The organism is Bacillus cereus group sp. N21 (assembly GCF_016483395.1).
Lineage (GTDB): Bacteria > Bacillota > Bacilli > Bacillales > Bacillaceae_G > Bacillus_A > Bacillus_A pseudomycoides.
Genome location: NZ_JAEHBX010000064.1, coordinates 1 through 26358 on the forward strand (window position 1 = coordinate 1; position 26358 = coordinate 26358).

Genomic DNA, 26358 nt, shown 5'->3' on the forward strand with positions numbered 1-26358 from the left:
GGTATATATTCGATTTCTCACGATTGTCACTTTATCCCACCACTGGTACGTGGTGGTTATGCGAAACGTGGCGCACCAGGATTCTTCGTAAGACGACCAACTAAAATGACCCGATTTAAAGACATATATTTATTTCCTCCCTTAATTCAATTTATTTTTTAGGCTCACCAAACCATTCATACATAGCTTGACGACTAATTATCCATTCTTTCCGCTTCCCTCCTGGTTGTAAAAAATACTTAATTAATCCTTCATCTAACATGCATTGTAATTCTGCTACTTTTTTTTCGTTCATTCCTGAAGGGCTAAATTTATGTTTTAATGTCTCACGAGGAATCCCCCAAAGAAATGATGCTTCACTTGGCGTCATGTACTTTTCGATCTCTTTCATGAATATCTCCTTTGTTGTTTGCCTTTTATGCTATACTGTCAATGAAGGGAATGTACGAGATTCCCTTCATTGTACGACACTCATTCAAATGCCCTTTGTTTGCTTTTTGCAACAGAGGGTTTTATTTTTGATACTTAAATTTTGATTCTAAAATTGCTAAACGAATCAGTTTCACCTTAATTTCCTTACTTAAAGATAACCATTCTGGCGTATTGATTTTCATCCTTCATTCCCCTTTCCTTACATCATTTTAATTACGATTATATTTCCTTCTAATTCATTGACCTCCAAGTGATATGGAGTACTCGTTGCTTTTAATGCATTGCAAAACATTTGATAATACTTAAAATTGCTAAGATCGAAACCAATTTGCCCTTTTTTACGAAAATACCTTAAGTCTTGGATTACTTCCGTTGATACCTTTCTCATTGGAACCACTCCTTATCACTTTCGCTCTTATAAGGTCATAATAACTCTATCCCCACGCCCTTGCAAGGTCTAATTATTAAATTTTCTGATTTTTTATTTTTATTATGTGGAATAAGTTCGAATTTATATAAATTAAAAAAGAATACTTCAAAATTTCATTTAAGGCTTGTAAATCCCTTTAAATGAGGTTTTAACTTACCTGACACTTATTACATTAGAGCCGATAATAAAACTAGATACAAAGAAATCTGAGAGTCCTATTTTTGATAAGAACTTCATTTTTTTGAATAAAACAAAAAAGAGCTGAATTTCGTCCTTTCAGCTCATCTATTAATTGCTTCCGTATGCGTACAAGATGGAAATTGAGAACATCCAAAAAATTTATTATCATTTTTCTTTGAATATCGAATGACTAATTGATTTTTACAAACCGGACATTTCCGTTCTGCAGGTTCAACTTGCTGATACACATCTTCTGCTTTTTGCTCTGGATTCACCTTATTAATTAAATGTTGAAGCCCTACACGATCTATCAATTTTACATTACATGCTTCCGCTAATTCTTTAGCTTGTTTTGTATAAAAACTATTGGTTACAATCCATGCTTCATCTGCCTTATAATACGCTTTGCCTACGTATACTTCTTGTACAGCTCGGATTCCCACTCGATTCTTTACCCCATATCGTTTCGCCTGGATCACAATACGATTTTTTCCTTTTAATACGACGTCAACTCCGTAGTCACAAGAACGTTTTGTGACCTCTGGACGGTACCCTATTTCTCGAAAAAGGGCTTTTAAATATACCTCAAATTGAAATCCATCCATTTTATCTATAAAGTGAATACCTGACTTCGCCATCCGCTTTAATACTCTTTTCTCCTGGATGATTCGATGAACAAACATATAAATACGAAAGAGAACATAAAAAATAAAAACATACATGAAAGCCTGTATCATGCTAGATACAGGCACAACTGGTATAAGTTGCCCGACTGGCAGATTAGACACTACGTTCCATCTCCTTTTTCTGTATTCGTACCGCTTGTTTCTTTTGCTGTCCTTACGGTTGTATATGAGATTGTTGTTGTTTTTCTGTTGATTGTATGACCGCCTTCAGTACATCATTCCAATCTTTTTCTTGGGAAGGAAGGTGCATTTGGACACGTGGATTAATCGTTAAAGCTCCTATCTTTTCTGTGAATTCTTTCCCCGCTTTATCATTATCTACTGCGAGGACAATACGATTCACGGGAAATCCTTCATCTTTTGCCTCTTTAAATGTACGTAAAACGGTTTTCATCTTCAGTCCATTCATACTGACTAACCTTGCATTTTGTAGTCGATTTTGTTGTAACGTCCAATACGAAAGAAGGTCAATTGGGCTCTCAAAATAATAAATGGATGTTGGTTTTCCAACATCCACCATAAATCCCGTATGCGGTTTTCCATTCGGCAAAATTTGTTTAAAAGAACCTCGCTTATTTTCCATCTTAACCGTCCCTTGACGCTCCGCACCTACTACATTTCCTGTTCCACCTTGTTCCCGCCATTTAAACACCACATTCTTCTTTTTATCCTGTGCAATCAAGTCTTGACCAATCAACCAATTTACTAAACGAGCGTCAATCTTCCGTTCATCAGTTAAATAGTGCTTAATGGCTTGTTTATCCTGGACTTCTAGATGCCCTGGATAACGAAAGGGCTCATCTTGTTTTGGTTCTTCTTCCTTAGAAGATGTAAAAGTAGGATAATCACCAAAATTCACGTCTCGAACTGCTTCTTGAAAAGTCATACCATAGTACATTCTAGCAAAGCTAATCGCTCCATATCCCTTCTCTCCCCGGCTATTCCATGCATACATATTGTCACGAATTAACAAGCTATCGTGCTCCGTATGTCGATAATAGTTTCCCTCTTTTTGAAATTTCTCCCCTTTAGCTTTTAAATACGACAACAAATCCACATCTTTTGCTTTCATGACTTCCTCCTCTGCCAGTCGATATGTCATGTTGGCACCTCCCCTTGTTGTGAATGGTTTCAAGAATAAAAAAAGAGAACTGTTTGTATCAGTTCTCTACATCATTTATTTTCCAAATAAGAATTTTAATCGTTTTTCTTGCGTGCTATAAGATAACCGGGCATCAAATTTCTTCCCTTTATTTTTAGATTCAAACCCTTTGATTTGATCGGTCATATTCTTTTCTAATATTTTGATCACATTGTTACTACTAATTTTCTTTCCAGACACGATCCCTGGAATAATGAATTCACAAGTCTTTTTATATTGCTCGCATAAGTAATTTGATTTACCTACAATGACTCGGCTCTTGCATAGCGGACATTTCCCTAGTGTACGATCTTCCATTGTTGGAAAACGAAACTTTAGCCCCTCCTTATCCAAGTAAAGTGCCGCTGTAAATTCACCCTTTTCTCCTTTAAATCCTTGAATGAAGTCTGAACATTGCCCCGTCAAAATCTTTTTTAGTTGAGAAGGGGGAATCGCTTTTTCTTTGATTTTTGCTGGCAACATGAACTTACAACCATTTTTATATTCTGTGCACCCAAAAAATGTTTTTCGATGAAGAATGTCCCCTTTCTTACAGTCTGGACACTTCCCAAGAGACAGCTCCTCTGTCGTTGGAAACTGGAACTGTACTTTGCCTTCTCGGAATACTAAATACGCTGAAAACTCTTTCTCACCGGATTTAAAGCCTTTTAACAGATCCGTTTTCTTACTTTCAAACAACTTTTTTACTTGTGCTTCAGGAATCGCTTTCTCTTTAATTTTCTTCGGTATACGGATCTCACATTCTGGATAATTACTACATCCATAGAAGTTGCCCTTATGAAGGATTTTCCCCTTTTTACATGGGCAACGGCATACTTCAATTTGTTGATTCCAATTCAAAATCATTTCATCCGCTACTTTTTCTTCTGTTTTTCCAAGTTTTGCAACTGTTTCTTTTACAAATGTATTCGTATTTTCCACAAATTCACCGTATTGCATTTCCTTCTTTTCGATCATATGAATCATCCCTTCCATTTCAGCCGTATAAGCTGGATTTTTGATTTCATCTATCGGAAATTTTTCTACAAATGCACGACCAATTTTCGTAGTACGAATTTGGCCATTGGTAACTGTGATGTAATTTCTCGTTGCGAGTTTTGGAATAAAGGTCTCCTCTGTCGCAACCGTCCCAATACGTTTTCCTTTCATTAGCTCTTTTAAATGGTCATCATCTAATTTACGACCGGCGGTCTCCATAAACGTTAGAATGGAGCTTTCAGTATGAAATGCTGGTTTCTTTGTTTTCGACTACATTAAGTCATGTTTCACGATTTGGAACGAGTCTCCCTCATATAAAAAAGGGATTTGAAAGCTTTCCACAGAACATTCTTCCATGTCCTCATGAAATACGCTTAAAAATCCCTTCTCTTGAAGAACTTTCTCTTTTGTACAGTATATGTTTTCCTCTCGATCTATAAACTGTGCCTCACGTACCCAATAAATAGCCGGTGGCATAAAGTTCCCAATAAATCGTTTCACAATGAGGTCATATAATTGAATTTCTAATGGTTTTCTATTGGTCCCGTCATATGGTTTGGTTGTCGGGATGATGGCAAAGTGACTATCTACAAGCTCATCGTTAAATGAGGCATGTTTTTCTGTAATGGTATGCGGATCTACAAGTTGCACCAAATCCGCATAATTGGTAGACTGCAAGGCTTGGAATACTTCTTGTACTCTGCCTACCTTTTCCGTTGGCAAATGCCGGGACGATGAACGAGGATAGGAAATCCACCCTTCTTCATATAAACTCTGAATATGTTTTTTAGCGGTTTCTGCACTTACCTTTAATTTCGCATGAGCATCTTTATATAAATCTGTAAGGTTATATAACAACTTTGGTTTCTTTTTTCTAGTACTTTCTTTAAATTCCGTTACCGTTAAGTCTGTACCGATTAATTTTGTGCCAAGCTTTTGTAAAGGAGCTGGATCTAATAACTGGTCTCCTGTTTTCATAACAGCTTCTAATCCATTCTCTGTGATGAGTTTTAGATTATAGTAGGTTTGTTCCTTATAATTTTCTATGGATACCTCACGTTGCCAAATCTCATGTAACAGGCACATTTGCACACGCCCCGTTGCCAATAAGAATTGATTTTTAGCAAGTTTCGTTGTACATCCTCTCGTCACATTAATTCCGAGAAGATAGTCTAGGTATTGCCTTGCTTTTGCGGAATTTGCAAGTTCGTCATAGTGTTCCCCTGGCTCTAATCGGTTCAGTCCTGCCTCTAATTCTGCTGGCTCATACGAAGCAAGCCAGAGGCGAGATTGTCGTTTATTTACACCCGCATATTCATACATTTCACGATAAATCAGCTCGCCCTCACGGTCTCCATCACAAGCGTTGACCACATGATCTACATCCTGACGTTGCAATAGATCTACTAAAATATTGATTTGTTCGATATAATCCGGTTTCACTTTGTATTTCGGCTCTAACAAAAGGGGCAAGTGTTCGAATTTAAATTCTTTGTATTTCGCATCTATTTCTTCTGGATTCTTCAGCTCTAATAAATGACCAGAACACCAACTAATAATATATTTTTGATTTTCAAAGTAACCAAAGTATGGCTTACTTCCCATATGCTTCTCTGCATTTCGAAATCGTGGTGATTTCAATAATTCGTATGCAACTTTTGGCTTTTCCGCAATAAATAATGTTTTTCCCACCATTCATTCCTCCTCATAATATATAAAACTTTTAATTTTGACGCTTCATTCTTCGTACTTTGGACCGTTTTATTGCACATTGTACTGCCCATATACAAATGTTCATTGCCACGGTCACAAGTAACATACAGCTAGCAAATAACCATGGGTTCATGACATCTTTCTCCATTCCCAATCTTTCTGTAGAAAGACATACATTTGTTTTTTCTCTGACAATATTTCGCGTACAATTTGAATTTTTTCTTTTGGGAACGAAATAAAAATCAATTCTTCTGCATTTTTCATTTCCGCCCATACACCCGTATAATCGATGTCTACAATTTCAACGATATTTACCATCCTTTTCTCTCCTTTCGCTTTTAAAAAGAAGAAGAGCACTGTTTCACAGTACTCTCCTCAACCTATATCTATCTAGCATGTTCCATTTCCGCTTCTTTTGGCTGTTCGTTCTTTTTCACACCTTTAAACCGATGAAAAATCTGTGCGAATTTATTTTGGTTTTTCGGTTCTTTCTCCTGGCTAGATTCTTTTTTACTATTTTTATCATATTCTTGTTTTTCTTGATCTAAAGCTTTTTCAATGCTGGACAACTTTTCCCGCTGGGAATCTGTTAGATTCATTCCTTTTAACTCCTGAAGAGCTTCCTTTTTCAACCGATATACTTCAGGATATGAATGCGTCTTCTCAAACTCTTTCATTTCTTTAACACGTTCTTCCCGACTTTTCGTATACCTTTCTTCTTGTTGCCCTGGACTATTATCCTGTTTTTCTTTTGATAAGGTTTGTTTATTTGGATCTGATCCCTTTTCATTATCAACTCCTAATAACATAAGCAATTCTGCCTGGTATTGTTCCTTATAACGTATCTCATCCTGAGAAGGAGCAATCTCTTCTAAAATTTGTTCCTTATACGACTCTTTATATACCTCTTTGGGCATTGCTTTACGCATCACCACATGATTTTTTTCATCTAATGGCTCTAGAGATGAGAAAGACTGTTCTACTTGATTTTCCATCTTTTGATTGGCTGTTTCATCCATTCTTTGCCGCTCAATCGCTCTTTGTTTTATCAAATTTTTTACCACATCAGACAACTGCTTCTCTCCTGTAAGTCGAAGAGAAGATTTCGACCAATTCTCACCATCTATTTCTTGTTCATATACTCTCACTTTCCCTGTATCATGATGAACATCAATTGTGATATCTCCTTGTCCCCAGTCCATTTCGCTTGTCACAGATGGAATTGCAAAACGAGTCACACCAGGCTCAACTCCTCTTTGTATTTCATGCATATTCCCTTCAGGAAACCTTTCTTTTTGTTTTCCAGTCATATGAAGTACTTGCTTATACAAAGCTTCTCTGATTTCTTCTTGCTTCAGTTGTTCTTGTATATTCATTTTTCACTTCCTCCTTTATAATAAAAAATCACTTCTCGTTCTCAACGATAAGTGATGACATTGATTCTTTATTAAATTGTGTAAACGAACCATTTCTCGTCCTAATTCTACCTCTTTTTTCTTTTTCTTTGCAACATTTTGGAATTGCGTAAAGTTCGAGAATGGTTCATATTGTTTTTCCCGATCAACCAATTTCGATGCGGTCTGCTTAGTAGACGTAATTCCCTCTTTATTCAACTTTTCTTGTACTTTACTTTCTAATTGATTGACAGATTCTTGGGTAATGAGTTCATTATCAATTGCTACATTTTTGGTTGCAAAATAACGTTCTTCCACCTGTATACGGCTTATAATACTATCAATATCGTTCACTGTTTCATTAGATTGAGCACGTTTAAACGCTTCATATTTTTCACTTAATTCTTTTTCCATCGAAGCCGTAACATGTTTAGCTGTATGCGGAAGTGGCTGTAATTTTTGTTCTAATGACTCAATTGGTGCATAACCTTCCTGTTTCATTTCTTTATATAACTCTACTTCTTTTTCACTAAACCTTAACTCTTTTTGATCCTCAGCTTTATCTACAAAATCCACTTCTCTTTGTACCCATTTATCATATATGGCTATTTTGACTAGATCATTTAAATCAATCTGTGCATCCTTTTGATGTACAACAAACGAATTTTCTTTCCCCTCAAAAACAGAATTATGGACTGTCTCATATAAATCTGGTTGCAAAATTTTATTTAAGTGAACATCTTTTACACCACCGTTTTTTTCCGTTAAAGATACAGATAAACCTTCTTGATTTGGTTCTTCTTCCTTCCGTATTGGTATGTCAGTAATCTCTTTAGTAAAAGCATCCATCATGTGTATTTTTCCACCATACATATCTTGAGCATCCTTATACAACACTTCGATTGTAACCAAATGCGCTTTCTCATCTGGCATACGTTCAAACAATTCGTCCGTTTGTTTTTCTACTGATTGTGTTTTTTCCATATTATCTACCTCTTTCCCTTTTATATTTTCGTTTTCTTTCTCCAAAGTACTTTCTATCGTTTCAATGAACTCAACCGATGTTTCATGTACTTCTTTTAGCAACTGAGTTTTATCTTTCATCTCTTTTCCTTTTGTCCAATTGGCTAGGTAACCGAGTGAATATTCGCTTGTATCAATTCCGAAATAGGAAGAAACCGTAAAGGCTGTCATTTCTGCTTGAAATTCTTTTTCTGGTGCTGTGTAATTCATATGTGTTTCTACTGTATGAAGTTTGGCATGGTAGGGTAGATACCCAGTGCCTTTCCATATTTCTATGGTAGGTTCCCAAGCATCCCCCTCAGAACCGTACGTACACGTCTCCATGTATACGGCTCGCCATTAACTTACTTCAATCTAACAATCCAGCATGGAGTTTTCGATGACAGTCGTTGCCGCATCCTTGGACACAAAGTGCCATTGTCTTGCGGTTCCTAGCTATCATTGCTTTTTCCCATAGCTTTTTACCTTTTAAGTCCTTTAATTTTCTTACATGATGAATTTCCAATTCAACGTTTTCTACATGACACCACTCGCAGCGTTCCGCTTCTAATCTTGAGATGAGACTAGTTCTACCAAAATCGAATTTATTGATTGGTATGTCAGTATTAGTATGGTCTGCCTTTATAGAATGGTTTCGTTTGAATCCATCATCATAGAAGTATCGAGTTTTGTTATCTTTCTTAGTTTTGTATCTAACCGCAAAAACTCCATTAATACAGTATTTGTTTTTTACTTTACTTATTGATGTTTTATATTTATTGGCAAAAGTTTTGTACAGACTGTATTCCATAAAGTATTTAAATTTATTAAGTCCACTTACGTTCATAGCTAGTCTAAAGTAGTTGTACATACCCCTGATTTCAGCGTTATAACGAGTGAGAATTTCCAAATCATCGTTATTGACCAGTACCCTACGATGCATTGGCCTCCATTTACATCCATCAATCTTTATAGCTTTATGTTCTATAAGTTTACTGACCCAAGCCTCTTTTGGCATATAAATAGAGACTCTTCCAGAGTAAGAACGTGAGAGAACCTTTTTTTGTTGTTCTGCCGATCTTGAAGTCGGTTTTGGTTGTTGATTCCTACTAATGGCAATGTCGTAACCTAGAAATCTAGCGAATTTTCTACTGTTTGTGATAAGTGTCTTTTCTTGTGAGAGTTCGAGTTTCAATTTGTGACTGATGAACTCAGTTAGTTCTTTTTTTATCATGACTGCATCTTCTTTACTGCCAATAATACCAATTAGAAAATCATCCGCATATCTGACATATTTCAATCTTTTGTAGTTCTGATCCATAGGATCTTTTGAAGGTAATTTCATCTTTTTATTATTAGCTTCTTGGATGTGACCAATCATTTCTTCACGTTCGCTTTCTTCGAGAGTTCCTTTCGCTGCTTTGTCCTTTAATTTCTTTTTAAGACGCATGCTTTTTTGATGCAGTTTTCTGTATTCAGGGTTTTCCGCCTTATTTTTTCCCTTATTGAATTTATGTTGGAACTCTTCAATAAATTTATCTAGTTCGTTTAGATAAATATTAGATAAGATAGGACTGATAATACCTCCTTGAGGTGTGCCACTATAAGAATTGTGGTATTTCCAATCTTCTACATATCCTGCTTTAAGAAATTTCCAAATAAGTCTTAGAAATTTCTCATCCATAATTCTTTTACGAAGTAAATTAATTAAAATAGAATGATCAATGTTATCAAAGAAGCCTTTTATATCTCCTTCAACAAACCATTTTATTCCATTGAATGTGTCAGCGATTTGCTTAATGGCCGTGTGACAGCTTTTGTTTGGGCGATACCCATGAGATCTGTCACTGAACGACCTTTCATAAATGCTTTCCAGAATGTATTTAACTACAGTTTGTAGCAGTTTGTCATCAAATGATGGAATGCCAAGTGGTCTTTTGCCATTACCACGCTTTTTTCCGATATAGGTTCTTCTAACTGGAGTTGGTTGATACCTTTCACCCTTGAGTGAGTCGATAATATTACTGATTCTTTTCATGCTCATGCCATCGATTGTTTTACCATCTGACCCTTTAGTCATGTTACCAGGGTTAGAATAAATTTCATCATATGCCATAAGATAAAACTCTGGATTGTATAAGTTTCTGTAAACTCTTTGATACTTGTAGTTTTCGTCATTGGACTTGCCTGTTAGATTGTCCAATACCACTTGAGGATTTCTCATAGAGCCTCTCGCTCCTTCTTCTTATAATATTGGATTCGGTTAACTGTCTTCCTTCGCCGTCCTAGCTTCACAGCTATGACCTAACATGCGTTATCTGATGTTAGCGTGATAGGTTTTCCCTATCTCAAACTAGTACGAAGACTCCGTTGTCATATCGATTTTTCAGTCCCAAATGGACATAGTCCGTAAGGGCGTATCGACTTAGACAATCTCCATTTAGATTATGCAGGGAAGCTTGTATTAGTATCGGATGCGACTTTCGCCATTTATCATCGTATAGATGTCGGTCAGTGGGAGGTCATATTTCAACGTCTAGCACATCCGTTGAAATTCCCACTTGCATAGCATTTCACGTGTTGTTTACTATGGTCCATGATATAACCCCTCTGGCTATCGTTCAGGCAGTGTAGCTTTCATCCTTATCTATTACTTTGGTCTTGCCATTCAGTCGTACTGTAACACGCCAGTAACTTGTGGCTTTATAGACATGCTATTGTCCCCCTGTTGGTTTCCCAACACGAGTGTCTTGATATTTTAGGAATACCAATAAGTCTTTGACCTTATGATGTTATGACCACATCAGCTGTTTGCTACGACAGCAATCCCTAACATGTCCTTATGGACGCACCGCTAATTCATGAAGAAGGGATTTCACATTTTGTAATTCACTGTTTCGTGGATTCAAGGCAACCTCTTTTGTTAAGGTGTAGCTCACCCCCTTTGCGACCCCAAGCTCATGTTTTGGCTCAATAATTTTCACACCGTTTTTTTCCGCAATAGCTTCCATTCCTTTGTACAAACTCTTATAATCTTGCACACTTCCTTCTAGCCAACGATTTGGAAAAATACGAGGCAAATCTTCCGCTTTCGCGTTCGTGTAGGATAAGCGCCCAGCGCCTTATTCTATTACTAGAACAGGTTTCCAAACGCTCTCCCCCGAACCGGACGTACACGTCTCCATGTATCCGGCTCTCCACTTATCAATCTAGCTTTCCTGCGTGCAATTTATCATGGCAGGAGATACACAATGGAATGGTTTTTCTTTTACGAGCAATCATATGTTGTTCCCAACGCCTTTTTCCTTTAAGGTCTTTTAACTTCCGGACATGATGCATTTCGATAGGAACGTTTTCAATCCCACAATATTCACATTTGAAAGATGCTAATTTTTTTATTAAGCTATTTCTTGCATCAAAATAGAATTTAGGAGGTTGATTGTCATTGAAAAAATAAGATTTTTCTTTTGTTTTTAATTTATGGAAACCTTCATCATAAAAGAGTCTCGTTTGCTGACCATTTTTAGTCCTATATTTAACTCCGAACTTTCCATTTATATTGTACTTAGCAATAATTTGTTTAACTGATTTCCTATATTTTCGTGCGTATGTTTTGAACATACTGTACTTCATGAAATATAGAAAATGGTGCAAAGTGCTTACATTATTGGCAAGTTTGTAATATTCATATAGTCCTTTAATTTCCGCATTATAAATGCTCAGAATTTCGAGATCATCATGACTAATTAAATATGTTCTATGAATTGGCTTCCATTTATTATCCCTTGAAAATTTAATAGCCCTGAGTTCTTTTAGTTTTTCCACCCAAGCCTCGCGAGGTACATAAAGGTGACATTTATAGCTGTTTCCTCGTGTCTTCGCCCCATCTTTTCGCTTCTTTAGCTGTTGAGATCGTACAACTACAATGTCGTAGCCTAGAAACCTAGCTTTCTTATGACTGTGTGTGATTAATGTCTTTTCTTGTGATAGTTCTAGGTTTAGCTTTTGCGAGATAAAGACCGTAAGGTCTTTTTTAACTCTTATTGCATCTTCTTTACTTCCTATGATTCCAATGATGAAATCATCTGCGTAACGGACATATTGTAGGCGTTTGAAATTTTCATCCATAGGGTCGAAGTAAGGGTGTTTATACATATCTTTTTCTAATTTTTTATATTGCTTAATAAGAGGTTTCTTTTCTTCTTCAGATAATTGATGCCAAACAGGTTTGTACTTATCTTTGAATCTTCTTGCACGTTTTTGATATTTGACATATGCCTTTGTCGTTCTACGTTTCGTACCTTTTTCAAATTGATTCTTGTACTCTTCAATATATTGATCCAGTTCATTAAGATAAATATTTGCTAAGATTGGGCTAATAATTCCACCTTGAGGTATACCACTATAGGTTCGATGATATGCCCAGTTCTCTACGTAGCCCGCCTTTAGAAATTTCCATATTAGACGTATGAATCTTTCATCCTTTATTGTCTTACGAAGAATTCCAATTAAAATGTGGTGATCTATATTATCAAAAAAACCTTTTATATCTCCTTCTATGAACCATCGAACCCCATTAAATCGTTCTTTACACTGGACTAGTGCTGTATGGCAACTAAAGTGGGGTCTAAATCCATGTGAATTTTTTGAGAATCGTTGTTCAAATATCGATTCAAGAATTTTCCTTACTACCTCTTGGACTAACTTATCATCGAATGAAGGAATACCTAACGGTCTTCTTCCACCTCTCTTTTTAGGGATAAAAGTTCTTTTCACGGGATTAGGTTGATAGCTTTCATCTTTTAATTTTTCAATGACTTTTTCGATTCTATTTAAACTCATTCCATCAATTGTGAATCCATCTACACCTTTTGTCATGTTGCCTGGATTTGCATAGATTTTGTTGTACGCTGCCATGTAAAACATTGGGTTATAAAGATTTCTGTATACCCTTTCAAAGGTATAGTCTTGATCTTTGGCCTTTCTAGCTAGATTGTCTAAAATCACATTAGGATTTCTCAACGTGTCTCCCACACTTTCCTGTATTTTTTAGACTAGATAAGCTGTTCTCCTTTGCCATGTACTAGGCTTTCCCTAGCTCGGACTACTACGAGAACTCCGTTACCTTATTAAATATTCAGATACCATTTTGTATCATAGCTAAAATTGTTAGCATTTTAACTTAGGTAATCCCCATTTAGCATCTCTAACGACGAGCTTATGATAATGTCGGATGTGACGTTTGCCCTTTTCCTCTTATTGAGGTTGATTGACTGTGGACCATCTGAAAATTACGCACACAAACAACGTATTTTCCATATGTGATAAAGTAACCAAACACCTTTACCACCTTCAGTCACATAACGTTTGTAGCTACCTTCCGTTATGGGTGACGTTTAAACCCCCTTGGACTGTCATTCAAGCAGTGTAGCCTTCATCCTTATTTATCATCTTTCACCGGACACCCAGTTGCGATTTGGTAACTAACCGACTAGTGACGTCCCAACATGCTATGGTCGCCGTAGAATTTCTTCTGAACGGGTAAGTTGGGTAGTGATAGAGCTTTGATGGTCTACTCTACGCTATTGCTACATAGCGAATCGTTAGAGCGCCTTATGGGCGCACTTGCGACACATCGAATACATAGCCGACAGAAAAATATAGGCGCCCTGGTTTCACTTCTATACTTTTAGATTCAATCTGTTTTTTCTCTTCTTCATTCGCTTTTGCAACAGGTTTCCAGGTTCCCCTTTTGTCTTTAAATTTTGCTGTTGTCCGGTTTGGAACAAGGATCTGTATTCCTTTCTCACCCTTATTAACCGAAAATCCTTTTTCTTTCCAAAAAGAAAAGGAACCCACGGCTCTGGATCCCTCAAATTGGCTCTGTATTAATGCAATGTTAGATGGTGAATAGCGATAGAATTTTGCCATAAATGACAAATACTCTTTTAAATCTCCTGGTGAACGAAAATAACCTTCTATACTTTTTTCCATCTTTTTCGTGAGTGCTACTACCTTTTGTTTTTTCTCTTCAAATGAAACAGGGGAACGCTTTTTACTCATTGTTTTCCGCTCCCTTTGATGAAGCTTCTATTAATTCATCCATCGTTTCTTCATTCCAAGTTTCTAAGTCTGTTGGAACACATATTTTATGAGTTTTCATGTTGATGGGAATCAGTAAATCGTTTTCTGGAAGCTCAATATAATCAAATAACTCTTGTTCTTCCTTTTCTGTTAATGGGATTGTAACTTCTTTATTTGCGACATGAAAAGTAACTTCTCTTTCGCCAATAGATTTTATAATTCCAAGTTCAATATCTTCATGAAACAATAGCATCTTATCTTCTCCTCTTTTGTTAATCGCTCTAATATTTTTTCTAACTTTCTCATTTCATACATCATCCTTTCTTTATCAATTCACCTCCTCCACTGGCACAAATACTTCTTGTTGTTGCCCCCTCGAAGCTTGATAATCCATCTTCTTTTGTCGTTTATGTGCAATTCTCTCCTCTACTACTTCTCTTATATGTTTTGTTGCTTCTGTTTCTGCAATATCAGTTGTACAAACCCCTTGATACTGTTCATGTTCATAAATACCATTCATAAACTCAATCAACATTTGCGTATTTTTGTCTGCACTATTTGTACCAAGTCGAATTTTTGTTAACTCTTCTTTTAATACTTCATGAAGGTGTTTTGTCACGACTTCTGTAATATATCGAAGTGACCATTCTTGTTGTTTCGCTTCTTTATGTTCTTTACAAATTCGAGCGATTGCGTCACCGTTATAACCATTTCGAATTTTATGTTCCTCCATATATGCTGTAATATATTGATCTGTTTCCTCATCAATAGAAAACACTCTCCTAATCTTTCTCATCGTTCATATCCCCTCTCATTTTGTTGTTGGATTTCCCTCTGAAGACGTTCATAGTAACGTTGATTTTTCCAACTTTCATACTCACTTTTAAATGCACCTTCCATTTTTCTAAGTGCATATTGCATCGAAACATTTTGTTGAAAGTTCTTTCGCTGACTGGGCTTTCGGTCTAATATTTTATCAATGCGCTGTCGTTCTTTATCGTATGCTTTCATCTCTTGTAAAAACGCATTTCCCATTCGCTTGTGAAGCTCTTCTATTTTATTTTCTTTATAATTTTCATATCGTTTCTTATCACCAGAACCTTCTCCATATGCTCTCTTTAATACATCTACTTCTTTATCTAACTTTTGAAGAAACTGTTTATAATCTTCTTTATGATGCTTCTCAATATATTTTTGCGTTAATGCATCAAGATGAGGACGGAGTGGGCGCAATGTATTGTAACTGTATTGCCATTGCCTTTTATCTTCTGGTAAACGTTTATAAATGAACTGGAATAATGGTTTTAACTCTCGATTGCGCCATGTGAATGTGGAAACTTCTTTCTTTTTTGCAACCATATTCTTTCGAATTAAATCATTAATCTGTTTTTGTTCCTGACCACGATTCATAATATTTTGAACAACTTTTCCCTTCATCGCATCCAATGTTTTTTGTTTTCGCTTCCCGCGATCTCTTGTCGGAAATGGTTCAACAGTTGCGACATGAATATGAAGGTTATCCGTATTATAGTGAATCGCTCCTGACCAAATTGCTGTATGTTCTAACTTTTCTCTTTTTAACATTTCTTTCATCGCTAATCGGGTAACATCCATTAATTTTGTTTCATCTACAGTACTTGTTCTAGGATCATACACACCATGTTCTGCAAGCCAATGATTATCAAAAGTGATGACATCTTGCCACATAATACTCTTATTCTTTTGAGCGAGCTGAAACATCTTTTTTAAGTCTTTCTTTTCATTTCCCTTTAAACCGTTACTATGGTCTGTAAAGAGAGAAGATGTCTTCTCTGAATCCCCCATATAATCCTGATACAGAGAAAACATTTTCTCATGCGCTTCCCCTTCTCTTTTCGCATCTTCTCGGTCAACGTACTCCACATAATCCTGAAATGTTTTTCCATCTGCCGTAACAAAACGAGACACTGTCACCACACCAGGCGTCACCGTTGCTTGTGAAGGACTTGTAGATCGGTTCATGCCTCATCATCCTGCGTCATCATTTGTAAAAAAGCATTCCTTTCTTTTACAGCTTCGAAACAACTTTCCATCGCATAGATATTTTTTTCTAGCAACTGTTGAAGATACAATTCACGATTTTGTTGTTCACGATAGAATGCTAATGTTTCAAGTTGCCCTTGTAAGAATTTATCTCTTGAAAGCCCTTTTGCCTTTGCAATTTCATCAATTCGTTTCACCGCAATTGGATTCATATTTCGAACTCTTATCTCCATTTTCATTTCCTCCTCCAAAATTTGGGTTCTCCACTAAAAATAGTGAGAAGAGCATAAGGGGTTTTTGTTCCCACCTAGGGTGTGAAGCTAGGCAAAGCCTAGCGAAACCGTGGGAACAAGAAAGTAGCTCAAGTGTTGAGGTGCTGTTGACTCAAAATCGCCTGATGTTGATGTCCAGTAGACCCAAATGTTGAGATGCTGTTGACCTAAAACCCCTTAATGTTGAGATGCCGTTGACCCAACTTTTTTCACGAACGCTCTACATCTTTTGCCTTCTCATCTAGTTTTTTAATCTTTTCTTTGACTTGCTCTTGCTCCCATTTATATAGTTCAACCTTCTCTTTTGACTGGCTAATATTCGTTTCTTTTGAGTTAATTTTTGCGTCGGTTTCCATTTTTTCTGTTTCAGTTTGGTACTTAGAATCGTTTTTCCATTCTATGATTTGTTTTTGCCACTCTGTTTGTTTAGATGTTTCTTGTTTCATGACTTCATCGTACTGTTTTACTTTTTCTTTTAAGATTTTTTGTTCCATACCGATAAACACTTTTGCATAAGCGCCTTTATTCTTTTGTGAAATACCCTCTTCTATTTCTGTTTTCTTTTGATCGGAGAAGAATGATTTTAAGAATGTTTGCTTTTCATCTTCTTTTGAAGTTTCATTTTCTCCTTCAGCCTTTTGCTTTGTCTCTACTGTTACATCTCGATTATTTTTTTCAAATACATCGAGCGCAACTGCTTGCCATTTTGGAGATAGTTCTTTCACTTGTACAACCATATTTTCATCATCTTGGTACACCACTTTTGCTGGTAATTGAAGATTTGGATTTGCTTTTTCCTGTGCCTGGAACTGATATTGTTCTCCATCTCCTCCCTCTACATGAAGATACATCTCTACTGTATGAGAAGCTGGATCATAAACTCTTTTCTCTATCGTCATTGTTCGATTTCCAAATAACGCAACCGGCTTTTTCAGCTCTGTATGATAGACTGGTTCTTCATAGGGTAAATATAATTTAGAAGTAAAAAAACTGAAAAAACCAAAAAACATAAATCCTACAATCAAGCCATATATCCATGATTTTTTACGTCTTAAATTCACACCATTATTTACAACTTCCATTTACTCAACACCTCACTTTTTTAAGATGCAATGATTTGAACCGCTAGTTCTTCTACATTGGTTACTTGCCAACTCTCTTGATTTTTTTGCACCGTTACTTTCATCACATTTTTCGTTTTATCTGTTGTTCCATTCGCACCAATCGTCACGGTATTTTGAAATTCTGCGATCACTTCTACCTGAGAAGCACCAATTTTATAGTCTTGTAAATATAACTTCATATCAGATGGCTTAGATACGTATGTGTCCTCCATTTCAAATGTATCCGTTGGATAAAAGAGCTGAAACACTTCATCCTTCATTAATTTTTTTGCTTGTTCTCTTCGTCCTTCATACCCCTGCTTTTCTCGATGAAATGATAGTTGAATAAACTTTTCTACTGCCGAAAGATACGATTGTCGCTCTTGTTCCTGTTCCGAAGGAAGTGTTTCCTTCACTTTCTTTTTGAGTTCTTCATTTTCAGTTTGCAATACCTGACTTTGAACTTTTAATCGTTTTAAATCTCCTGTTTCATCGTTACGAGCGTACAGAAAGATGTTTAAAAAAGTAACGCCTGCAATGACAATTGCAAGCGTTACAAACCAGCTTTTTCTGTTATCTTTATTTTTTCCTCCTGTCATCTTTTCCCCTCCTATTCTTCAAATGCGTTGAGCTGTTTTATTGCATCCCAAAAAGAATAAATCGCTTGCAAAGCTTCTTCTTCCGAAGGATAATTATACAAAAATACGTACCTCCTCCCTTCATAACGAGACAGCATTTCTTTTGATTGTGAAGACTCATCTTCACTCAACTCTCTATGCAAAAGAAAGTTCTCACCAACGTCTTGAATCATATAATTTGCTGGTTTAATTTTATAATTTTTAAATTCTTCTATTGGTGGTGTTATCACTTTTTGAAATAATGCGTCGTCACATAACTCTATTTTATTTGTCATAAAAATCTCTCCCCTTATTAATTTCTTAATATTTTTAGTAACGTCTCACATGTCCTTTAAACACTTTAGCCCAGTATGGATTCGATAGATTTTCGATTGAGACACCTTTATTCGTTTGACAACCAATGAAAGTATTTTGATCAATTACAATGCCAACATGACCGTCATGTTTATACGTATCAAAGAAAATAACATCACCAGCTTTCATTTCCATTGGTGAAATTTGTGTACCAATCTTATTTAAGGTTTCTGTACTTACAGCTCCCATTGGGCTCACATTCATTCCGACCTGTTCAAATGCCCAACGCACAAAACTACTACAATCAAAAATCCCTCTTGCAATGTCATTTGTGTTACGTCCACCACCAAATACATAGGTAGAACGTCCAATCCATTGACGCCCTACGTCCGCAACTTGTGAGCCGGAAGAACCGCTTCCTGTGCTTCCTCCACCGCCATTTACTGGTGCGCCAGGTATAAAATATTTCAGCACCGCATCAACATATAAGTAGAGTAAGCACCCAACGCCTTGCTACATTACTGTAGTAGGTTTTCAAGTGCTCCTCCCCGAACCGGACTTACATCTCTCAATGTATCCGGCTCTCCATCTGTCTCCTGCTAGACTTCTCCTTTGTGCCTTTTAACGTGGCACTCTTTACATAACGCTATGGTTTTACGATTCCTTGAAACCATACGTTTCTCTAGAAAGGACTTGTTCGGCTTATTTTTAATGTCTTTCAATCTTTTTACGTGATGCATATGAATTGTGGTATTCGTTTTCCCACACAATTCACATTGTTCTGCTTTGATTCGATCAGAGAGTTTCGTTTCACTTAACACATATTTTGTATCTGGAATTAAATCTAAATTCGCTTCTTTTGACTGTTTCTCTCGTGGAAAACTACGTTCAATAAAATAGGTTTGCTTTTCTCCTCGAGATGTTTTATATGTGACAGTAAATCGTCTATTTTTCTCATAACGTTTTCGAATCTCTTTTGTTTTAACTCTATATTTAGATGCAAATGTTTTTAGCATAGAGTAATACATAAAGTAAGCAAAACGATGCATATGATTGCTCACGTTTTCTGCTAGCCGATAATAGTTATATAATCCTCTTATTTCACTGTTATATTGAGCGACAATCTCTAAATCTTCATTATGAATGAAGTATCCTCTTTCTTTTGGCATCCAAGTGCCATCGGCACTCATTTTAATAGCTTGGTATTTCTTTAACTTGTTTACCCAAGCTTCGTGAGGCATTTTCAATTGAACTTTTCCATTAAGGTATCTACATACTCTTCCAATCGCATCTTTTCGAGGTTCACTTCCTCTGAAAATACGAATGTTGTAACCGAGAAATCCTGCATGTTTTTCGGAAGCATGGGTAATAAGCGTTTTTTCTTGTGACAATTCCAATTGAAGTGTTTCCATTAGATATTCAGTCAATGTTTCCTTAATATTTCTTGCATCGTACTTCGAGCCAATTACACCAATTAGAAAATCATCAGCGTATCTAACATAAGTAAGACGCTTATAATTTGAATCCATTGGATTACTATATGAAATTGTCCGTAATTCTTTCTTTAACGCTTTAGCCTGTTCTAAATGTTGTTGTGCTTCTTCCATTTGTTCTTCTAATGCATTTTTATACTTCCGAATCAAGCTTCTCATTTGAGTATATTTTCGTTCATAGTCAGGATTTTTCTTCCGCTTTTTACCTTTATTGAATTGTTGTATAAAATCCATCATGTATTGGTCTAACTCATTCAAGTAGATATTAGAAAGAAGTGGACTAATAATACCTCCTTGTGGTGCACCGCTGAAGGTATTATGAAATCTCCATTCTTCCATGTATCCAGCACGAAGAAATTTCCATATCAGTTCAATAAATGCCTCATCTTCGATACGTTTTCTTAGAATGCCAATCAGGGTATGATGATTGATATTATCGAAAAAACCTTTAATATCCCCTTCAATAAACCACTTGCTACCAGTAAACGTTCTTTGGATTTCTTGAAGTGCCGTGTGACAACTTTTTCCTTTTCGATAAGCATGTGATGATATAGAGAATGTAGGTTCATATATAGCTTCCAATATCATTCTCACAACTTCTTGCACCAATTTATCCGCAAAACTAGGTATACCCAATGGTCTTTTCTTTCCGTTTTTCTTAGGGATATATACTCTTTTTGATGGAAACGGTTGGTATGTCCGTTGTTTAAGAGTTTCTATAAGTCCTTCGATAACTTCTATTGAAAATCCATCAATAGAACGCTTATCTACTCCCATCGTGAGTGCTCCATCATTTTTACTCAGATTGTCATATGCAGTGAAATAAAACTCTGGATTGTACAAATTTCGATAGAGTCTTCGGAATTTATACTCTTCCTTCTGACACTGTCTTTGCAGGTTGCTTAATACTACTTTTGGACTTTGCATGATGCCTTTCGCACCTCCCCAATTTCATTTTTAAGCGGACAGACTGCCTTCCTTCGCCATGCACTAGGCTTTCCCTAGCTCGGACTACTATGAAGGCTCCGTTACCGTATTAGATATTCATGAGCCACACTTCTTGGCGAAGCCTTGAAGTCATCCTCAATAGCCTTCCGGCTTTCCAACTTAGGTAATCCCCGTTTAGAAGACAAGAGACTTGCACATATGGTTTCGGATGCGACTTTCACACGTTTCCACGTATAGTGGCGGATGGTAAATGTCCCTATACATAGCGACGACACCTTTATCGCTATGTCATCTACCACATTTCGTATATAACCATCTTCCGAAATGAGTTACGGTAGCCTTCCTTGTGCTATCGTTCAAGCAGTCTAGCTTTCATCCTTATCCATACTTCACATCTTGCCGTTCAGTCGTGATTCGATGATTAATCAACTTACGGCTTTCTTGACATGCTATTGTCCCTCTTCAGTTTCCCTCCACGGGCGCACAGCGTCTCCATAACATGCCCCGCAGGGTATCATTTCCGGTCGTACACAACGATATATACCTGTATGTTTTACTTTCTGATAGGTTTCTGCGGAGAACTGAATCGCTAATTCTTTTGTGTATTTCCCACCGTTTTTTTCAATAAAATCAAAGAATCCTGTTCCAAAGTTGTAGGCCTGCAAAGCGGTTTTTATGTGATCCATATCACCTGGTCCCGTGACTCCCGCTCGCTCAATTGCATGCTTAAATTCCTGAACACCTGCCCAAATACTATAGTCTGGATCTGTGATACAATTTGGTGCTTTACAATACTTTGTGTTGTAAGCTCCTTCTGAGCTTTGCATAGGATCCAATCCACGTCCGCCACTCTCCTGCATCATTTGAGCCAACATTAATGGGACAAACGCTTCTACACCAAATTCCTGCGCATACTTCCGAATGGTAGGTTCCCATTTCAACACTTCAGCCGAAACATTTGCTGTCCCCATACCACCTTTTGGGTATGTAATATCCCCCTGCTTTTTATTCCCTTCCATTCCACCAATTAGTGTCATTGTAGCTCCTATAAGAAAAGTTCCAAGGAGAAAAAGTAGACTCAGAGCAATCACAATGAGCCACTTTTTCGGAATCATCTTCAGTACAAGATGCATGAATTATGCCCCTCCTCCAAACAACGCTAACTCTTCTTCTGTTACATCGACTTTAAATAAAATGTTCTTCACGGCACTGATGCATAAGAGAACATCTCCTGTTGGTAAAAACGGTATTTCATTCAGTTCACTTGTACTGATTTGACCCGCAAACACTCGCCGTAACATATCTAGGTTGTTGCTGTCTTGTTGCATAATGAATTTGTACTGTGTTAATTCAAATAGCTTCTTAATCTCTTCTACCGCTGTTAAATTTGAATCTTCTGGTACAAAGTCACGGATAGAGTGACTTGCAAATACAATCCCTGCAAAATACTTCCGAGCTTCACGACTAAACTTGGTTGTAAACTGCACTGCATGTTGGCTTCGTTCACTTGTATTGATGAGATGATGTGCTTCATCCATAATGATGAGATAACGAATGACATCATCAAATTGAATTTCTTTTCTATCAAATGCTTTCCACTGTGGTTTTCCGTTTTCCAGCATTTCATCCCACATTAAATTCATAACATTGAAGATTTGCGCTTGATAAATCTCTGGTTTTAAGCTCATCAGATGCCGCAATGAAAAAAAGACGATTTGCTCTTTTGAGAAATCGTCTATCGTTGAAACACCATTAAATAAGTGCCCAAAGTTATCTACTAAATTGATTAGATTCAATTCAACATGACATTGACAACTTCTCCCCTAACAAGAAATGAATCGTATAGAACCAAACTATTAACCAAGAAAGATACTCAGGATGAGTTGTTCCAGGCACTAAATGAAAGTTATTTAGCAGTATAAGTATTATTAATGCAATGCTATTACAGCATTGCATTTTTTGTTATCAATAATAAGCAGTTTATATAAGTTTTATATGTAAGCCTTATATAAAGCACTTATTATATTTATATTGATATAAAATTGATATATAAAAGGTAAAAACCCTTTTATATTAAGGTTTTATTATACGTCGTATAAATAAAATGTATATATACAGCGTATAATAAAATGTGTTATTTAATATGTGAGTTTCATGTTAACGTATTGTGCTATTTTTGGGGTGATATGTTTACTTAATATAGTAATGATAGTGAAATCTATTCTATTAAGAGCTTAGAATGTGAATCACATGAAATATAAGATTAATATATTATTTATACAGCGTATATATACGCTGTATAAATGAAAGCTTGTGAAATAAAGGGTTTTCTAATAATGGAATTTATAGGTTCTATATATAAGTTTTATATATAATGACTTGATATACGCCTTATAATGATGTACTATGTTTCTAGGAATAATTAACCAATGGTTTAAGGGGGGGACAACTTGAACGAGGTTTTAAGCGAGAAGTATCAAACGATAAAATTTACAGATGAAGTAGTGAACATGTTCGCAGATATTCTTGAACAAGATGAGATACTATATAGTGTATTTCTATACATAGGAAACATCATTAATAAACAATTTCAAGAAACAAAATACATGAGGGGCATATCAATTAATGAAATAGTAGAAAATGTAGTCATAGATAGGAGAGTAAAGAAAACAAAAGGCAAATCTTATTCATTAGAGGTTGAACGCACAAATATATCAAGACGTTCAGCTGAAATAAGTGTTAGTACACTATCATCAATGTCTTTAATCTATGAAAAGTCTATGCACCCGTATAAATTTTTAATCTCAACTTATAGAGGACAACAAGTACTTATTGAGTTAGGGAAAAGAAAAAAAGTAAATAAGTAAATAAGGAGAGATAAAATAATGGCGAAAAATTTCTTGAAGAATGAAGTAGCAGTTAAGATGACGATGGTTGGTTTTGGTCAGGCTGGTACTAGAATGGTAGATAAATTTGCTGAATATAAACATACAGATGGAACATCAGTATATAACTGCTTAGCATTAAACAGTAATGATGGAGATCTAGCAGAACTAAAAAATGTACCAAAAAGCAACCAAGTTTCACTTAAATTAGGTGGTTTAGGTAAAAATCCTGAGCGTGCAGTAAAGGTACTTGAATCAAATGATGAGGCAAAAGAAAAATTAAAAGATTTTATCACGGAACGTGTAAGACCATCTGATGAACTTGTGTTATTCTTTGCAGGCTTAGGTGGAGGAACAGGAACTTCTACAATCATTAAGGCGATTGAAGAGTTTTCCGCTTTTCATAACAAGCCTGTAATTAGACAAGAATTACAAAAAGTTGCACAACAATACCCTATGGCAGAGATAAAAGCAGATCAAGCAAAATTTGCGAGAATCGCTTTTGAAAACGCTATTGAGCGTAAAGATTTTATTAAAATGGGGATTGTTGTAACACTTCCAGTAAGAGCAGATGGACCGGATGTACTAAGACAAGTTAATAAATTTTCTCAGGAGATTTGGAAATTAGCTAATGATAAATCAAAAGGTGTAGCGTTTGTAGTATTTGCTGATAATCAGCACTTTTATGATGAATTTAAAGAGCTAAATGAAAATGAGAAAAAAGGTATTGCCAATGCACGTGATTATGCAAATCAACGCATTAGTGAAATTATTCATGAATTAAATACAGCTGCAAATGGTTCTGGAACATCTGTAATACTTGATTCTCAAGACTTTAAACGTATTTTACTTGAGAAAACAGGTTGTTTAGTAATTAATAAGGTTTCACGTAATATGAACCAGATTGAAAATAGCCATGCAATTGTAGAAATGTTTAAAGAATCATTAAGAGGAAGCTCTTTCCATCATCCAATTGATTTAATGAAAAAGAATAACGATGGTTCTGTTGAAGCATCAAAAGTGCATCATTTTGGTATGCTTGCTATCCTAGATGAACAAAAAAACATTGATGATTCCTTCATGGATGATGCTAAAGTAGAAGTCTCAAATAATTTACCTATAAACGGTACAGTTTTTAATGGATATTTAGTAAGTAAGAATGATTTCTTGGGAAGTGTATATACGTTTTATAAAACTGATGCATTACCATCAAGATTATCTAAGGGATTAGTTGAAGAGTTTAATGAATTTAAAGAGAAGCAAAGTCAAATTCAGTACAAAAAGTCGCAAATTAGTACGATAGAAAGTATAGATGAGGATGAGGACTTAGGTTTTGCCTTTGGTGATTTTATCGATATGGGTAGTGACGAAGAAAATACAGAAGCTGGAGCCGATGAAGATGCTGAATTAGCGGACTTTTTAGATCCAGATAAGATGTTTGGTACTACAAAATAAGAAAAAGTCTGGAGCGAGATCCAGACTTTTTCTTATTCCACCGTCGTATTCATGAGAGATTTCATATAATCAATGATATTATCATGTAAGTACTGCTCAATGAAGAGTTGCTTTTTAGCTAAATCTTCTTCTTTTTTAAACCATCCTACCTTTTTAATACGTTCCTCATCAGGTTTGCTATTCCAGAGGCCTTCTGCTTGCTTTCTTAATTCCTGGCGTGCTCTATGTTCAATAATGAAATTATCTAGTCTTTCTTGACGTTGACGTATCTTTAACGCTTCTGCATCTTCAGGTTGTGGTAGCTGTTTTAATATATTTCCTATCTTCTCTTCATACTGAGATTCAATATTTTTTATTTTTTCTTCTATTTGCTTATTTACCATTTTTTCAATGATTTCTGCAGTTGCTTGAAGGTTTAATTGGGTAGATACTTCATTTGCTTGATTCTCTAGTGGTACTGGTCTTAAATCAAATTGATGTGGTAAAAGTTCAATAATAGCATCTAAAGACCACTTCTCATCTCTTTTTTGTTTTATAAAAAGAGCGATTTCAAGATCTAAAGTATTATAGAGCTTTTCGTTTGTGTTATGGGTTCTTAAAGTTTCATGTAGACCTTTTTCTTCTAAAATATTGAACCAATTATACACTGTGTTATGATGACGTCCGACTAATTTAGAGAATTCTGTTATCCTCCATGCCTTTTCAAAAACATTATCGTTTAATATATCATCATCGCTTTTTTGATCAATCATTGTCCTACCTCCTTGAAAAAATCATCAAATACACACTTGAATTGAAATTAACATGTGGACTGAAATTAACATGTTAATAGTTATTTCGATGATATCAATATAAATACCTACTAACTTAGGTATTTACATGAAATGTGAGATTAACATATAACCAAGAGTGTATTAACAAAACATTGACTATAAATCTACAATTTGTTTAGAATATTAATGTTTTGTTAACTAAAAACATATAAATACCAATGTTATATTAATGATAATAAGTATATTTTGTGCTAGAAATGCGGCTTATAGTTGCCATGAGATTAACATATTACATTGCTTATTATTAATGATAAGGAAATATAAGCGTTTTGTAAACAATAGAGTTAGTATAGTCATATGGACACAACTTAGTTAAGTCCTTACAATGGGTTTCAAGGAGGAAGTGTCCGTATG

21 protein-coding genes and 6 pseudogenes are annotated in these 26358 nt (G+C 35.8%); 2 read left to right on the forward strand and 25 right to left on the reverse strand.

Annotated features, from left to right (window positions below; translation table 11 throughout):
• Positions 1 to 151: 151 nt before the first annotated feature.
• The 24 genes and pseudogenes from JDS96_RS24460 to JDS96_RS24570 form a co-directional block, all read right to left on the reverse strand.
• Entirely contained in the window at positions 152 to 391 is a 240-nt protein-coding gene (locus JDS96_RS24460) for a helix-turn-helix domain-containing protein (RefSeq protein WP_199668305.1), read from the reverse strand.
• Between the two features lie 240 nt (positions 392 to 631).
• Entirely contained in the window at positions 632 to 820 is a 189-nt protein-coding gene (locus tag JDS96_RS24465; protein WP_199668306.1) for a hypothetical protein, read from the reverse strand.
• Positions 821 to 1143: 323 nt separating this feature from the next.
• A complete protein-coding gene (locus JDS96_RS24470; RefSeq protein WP_374221010.1) occupies positions 1144 to 1830 on the reverse strand; it encodes a restriction endonuclease in 687 nt (228 codons plus the stop codon).
• Positions 1831 to 1882: 52 nt separating this feature from the next.
• Positions 1883 to 2830 carry a DUF3991 and toprim domain-containing protein gene (locus JDS96_RS24475; protein ID WP_199668307.1) on the reverse strand — a complete coding sequence of 316 codons (948 nt, stop codon included), beginning with the start codon at positions 2828 to 2830 and terminating at the stop codon, positions 1883 to 1885.
• A gap of 75 nt (positions 2831 to 2905) precedes the next feature.
• Positions 2906 to 5560: pseudogene (locus JDS96_RS24480) on the reverse strand (type IA DNA topoisomerase).
• A gap of 31 nt (positions 5561 to 5591) precedes the next feature.
• Positions 5592 to 5714, reverse strand: coding sequence for a hypothetical protein (locus JDS96_RS32895; RefSeq protein WP_274605970.1), 123 nt, complete (start codon positions 5712 to 5714; stop codon positions 5592 to 5594).
• Positions 5711 to 5899 (reverse strand): hypothetical protein, encoded by a 189-nt coding sequence (locus JDS96_RS24485; RefSeq protein WP_199668308.1) that lies wholly within the window; start codon positions 5897 to 5899, stop codon positions 5711 to 5713. Before JDS96_RS24485 ends, JDS96_RS32895 begins: the two co-directional genes overlap by 4 nt.
• A gap of 68 nt (positions 5900 to 5967) precedes the next feature.
• Entirely contained in the window at positions 5968 to 6957 is a 990-nt protein-coding gene (locus JDS96_RS24490; protein ID WP_199668309.1) for a hypothetical protein, read from the reverse strand.
• A gap of 15 nt (positions 6958 to 6972) precedes the next feature.
• Positions 6973 to 8169, reverse strand: coding sequence for a hypothetical protein (locus tag JDS96_RS32425; RefSeq protein ID WP_472926295.1), 1197 nt, complete (start codon positions 8167 to 8169; stop codon positions 6973 to 6975).
• 178 nt (positions 8170 to 8347) lie between these two features.
• Positions 8348 to 10201, reverse strand: coding sequence for a reverse transcriptase/maturase family protein (locus JDS96_RS24500; RefSeq protein WP_199668310.1), 1854 nt, complete (start codon positions 10199 to 10201; stop codon positions 8348 to 8350).
• 628 nt (positions 10202 to 10829) lie between these two features.
• Positions 10830 to 11087 (reverse strand): annotated as a pseudogene (locus JDS96_RS24505) (M78 family metallopeptidase domain-containing protein); the annotation flags it as partial.
• A 94-nt stretch (positions 11088 to 11181) separates the two neighbouring features.
• Positions 11182 to 12999, reverse strand: a complete 1818-nt coding sequence (locus JDS96_RS24510) for a reverse transcriptase/maturase family protein (protein WP_199668311.1) — start codon at positions 12997 to 12999, stop codon at positions 11182 to 11184.
• Between the two features lie 603 nt (positions 13000 to 13602).
• A pseudogene (locus tag JDS96_RS24515) lies at positions 13603 to 14040 on the reverse strand (ArdC family protein); the annotation flags it as partial.
• Positions 14033 to 14314: a hypothetical protein gene (locus JDS96_RS24520; protein ID WP_199668312.1), complete on the reverse strand. Its 282-nt coding sequence runs from the start codon at positions 14312 to 14314 to the stop codon at positions 14033 to 14035. The pseudogene JDS96_RS24515 and the gene JDS96_RS24520, both read right to left, overlap by 8 nt.
• Before the next feature lie 75 nt (positions 14315 to 14389).
• Positions 14390 to 14857 (reverse strand): hypothetical protein, encoded by a 468-nt coding sequence (locus JDS96_RS24525; RefSeq protein WP_199668313.1) that lies wholly within the window; start codon positions 14855 to 14857, stop codon positions 14390 to 14392.
• Entirely contained in the window at positions 14854 to 16062 is a 1209-nt protein-coding gene (gene mobP2 / locus JDS96_RS24530) for a MobP2 family relaxase (RefSeq protein ID WP_199668314.1), read from the reverse strand. The genes JDS96_RS24525 and mobP2 overlap by 4 nt, the downstream gene beginning before the upstream one ends.
• Complete coding sequence (locus JDS96_RS24535; protein WP_199668315.1) at positions 16059 to 16316, reverse strand: hypothetical protein; 258 nt, start codon at positions 16314 to 16316, stop codon at positions 16059 to 16061. The genes mobP2 and JDS96_RS24535 overlap by 4 nt, the downstream gene beginning before the upstream one ends.
• A gap of 248 nt (positions 16317 to 16564) precedes the next feature.
• Positions 16565 to 17437 carry a hypothetical protein gene (locus JDS96_RS24540; protein ID WP_199668316.1) on the reverse strand — a complete coding sequence of 291 codons (873 nt, stop codon included), beginning with the start codon at positions 17435 to 17437 and terminating at the stop codon, positions 16565 to 16567.
• 20 nt (positions 17438 to 17457) lie between these two features.
• The gene (locus tag JDS96_RS24545; protein WP_199668317.1) at positions 17458 to 18057 is read right to left on the reverse strand and encodes a MerR family transcriptional regulator; all 600 of its coding nucleotides are present in this window, start codon (positions 18055 to 18057) and stop codon (positions 17458 to 17460) included.
• A gap of 11 nt (positions 18058 to 18068) precedes the next feature.
• Positions 18069 to 18371, reverse strand: coding sequence for a hypothetical protein (locus JDS96_RS24550; protein ID WP_199668318.1), 303 nt, complete (start codon positions 18369 to 18371; stop codon positions 18069 to 18071).
• A gap of 34 nt (positions 18372 to 18405) precedes the next feature.
• Positions 18406 to 18879 (reverse strand): annotated as a pseudogene (locus JDS96_RS24555) (C40 family peptidase); the annotation flags it as partial.
• 110 nt (positions 18880 to 18989) lie between these two features.
• Complete coding sequence (locus JDS96_RS24560) at positions 18990 to 20810, reverse strand: reverse transcriptase/maturase family protein (protein ID WP_199668319.1); 1821 nt, start codon at positions 20808 to 20810, stop codon at positions 18990 to 18992.
• A gap of 509 nt (positions 20811 to 21319) precedes the next feature.
• Positions 21320 to 21964: pseudogene (locus tag JDS96_RS24565) on the reverse strand (lysozyme family protein); the annotation flags it as partial.
• A 3-nt stretch (positions 21965 to 21967) separates the two neighbouring features.
• Positions 21968 to 22633: pseudogene (locus JDS96_RS24570) on the reverse strand (VirB4 family type IV secretion system protein); the annotation flags it as partial.
• A gap of 648 nt (positions 22634 to 23281) precedes the next feature.
• On the opposite strand from JDS96_RS24570, the gene JDS96_RS24575 reads away from it, so the two are divergent.
• Both JDS96_RS24575 and JDS96_RS24580 read left to right on the forward strand, forming a co-directional pair.
• Positions 23282 to 23698, forward strand: a complete 417-nt coding sequence (locus JDS96_RS24575; RefSeq protein ID WP_199668321.1) for a hypothetical protein — start codon at positions 23282 to 23284, stop codon at positions 23696 to 23698.
• An 18-nt stretch (positions 23699 to 23716) separates the two neighbouring features.
• Complete coding sequence (locus JDS96_RS24580; RefSeq protein WP_199668322.1) at positions 23717 to 25171, forward strand: cell division protein FtsZ; 1455 nt, start codon at positions 23717 to 23719, stop codon at positions 25169 to 25171.
• 32 nt (positions 25172 to 25203) lie between these two features.
• On the opposite strand, the gene JDS96_RS24585 is transcribed toward JDS96_RS24580, so the two are convergent.
• Positions 25204 to 25923 (reverse strand): MerR family transcriptional regulator, encoded by a 720-nt coding sequence (locus JDS96_RS24585; RefSeq protein ID WP_199668323.1) that lies wholly within the window; start codon positions 25921 to 25923, stop codon positions 25204 to 25206.
• Between the last annotated feature and the right edge of the window lie 435 nt (positions 25924 to 26358).

Bases quoted from the DNA above. Each gene is read 5' to 3' on its own strand.
- JDS96_RS24460 (WP_199668305.1), bottom strand. From the start codon at position 391: ATGAAAGAGATCGAAAAGTACATGACGCCAAGTGAAGCATCATTTCTT.
- JDS96_RS24465 (WP_199668306.1), bottom strand. From the start codon at position 820: ATGAGAAAGGTATCAACGGAAGTAATCCAAGACTTAAGGTATTTTCGT.
- JDS96_RS24475 (WP_199668307.1), bottom strand. From the start codon at position 2,830: ATGACATATCGACTGGCAGAGGAGGAAGTCATGAAAGCAAAAGATGTG.
- JDS96_RS32895 (WP_274605970.1), bottom strand. From the start codon at position 5,714: ATGAACCCATGGTTATTTGCTAGCTGTATGTTACTTGTGACCGTGGCA.
- JDS96_RS24485 (WP_199668308.1), bottom strand. From the start codon at position 5,899: ATGGTAAATATCGTTGAAATTGTAGACATCGATTATACGGGTGTATGG.
- JDS96_RS24490 (WP_199668309.1), bottom strand. From the start codon at position 6,957: ATGAATATACAAGAACAACTGAAGCAAGAAGAAATCAGAGAAGCTTTG.
- JDS96_RS32425 (WP_472926295.1), bottom strand. From the start codon at position 8,169: ATGACAGCCTTTACGGTTTCTTCCTATTTCGGAATTGATACAAGCGAA.
- JDS96_RS24500 (WP_199668310.1), bottom strand. From the start codon at position 10,201: ATGAGAAATCCTCAAGTGGTATTGGACAATCTAACAGGCAAGTCCAAT.
- JDS96_RS24520 (WP_199668312.1), bottom strand. From the start codon at position 14,314: ATGCTATTGTTTCATGAAGATATTGAACTTGGAATTATAAAATCTATT.
- JDS96_RS24525 (WP_199668313.1), bottom strand. From the start codon at position 14,857: ATGAGAAAGATTAGGAGAGTGTTTTCTATTGATGAGGAAACAGATCAA.
- mobP2 (WP_199668314.1), bottom strand. From the start codon at position 16,062: ATGAACCGATCTACAAGTCCTTCACAAGCAACGGTGACGCCTGGTGTG.
- JDS96_RS24535 (WP_199668315.1), bottom strand. From the start codon at position 16,316: ATGGAGATAAGAGTTCGAAATATGAATCCAATTGCGGTGAAACGAATT.
- JDS96_RS24540 (WP_199668316.1), bottom strand. From the start codon at position 17,437: ATGGAAGTTGTAAATAATGGTGTGAATTTAAGACGTAAAAAATCATGG.
- JDS96_RS24545 (WP_199668317.1), bottom strand. From the start codon at position 18,057: ATGACAGGAGGAAAAAATAAAGATAACAGAAAAAGCTGGTTTGTAACG.
- JDS96_RS24550 (WP_199668318.1), bottom strand. From the start codon at position 18,371: ATGACAAATAAAATAGAGTTATGTGACGACGCATTATTTCAAAAAGTG.
- JDS96_RS24560 (WP_199668319.1), bottom strand. From the start codon at position 20,810: ATGCAAAGTCCAAAAGTAGTATTAAGCAACCTGCAAAGACAGTGTCAG.
- JDS96_RS24580 (WP_199668322.1), top strand. From the start codon at position 23,717: ATGGCGAAAAATTTCTTGAAGAATGAAGTAGCAGTTAAGATGACGATG.
- JDS96_RS24585 (WP_199668323.1), bottom strand. From the start codon at position 25,923: ATGATTGATCAAAAAAGCGATGATGATATATTAAACGATAATGTTTTT.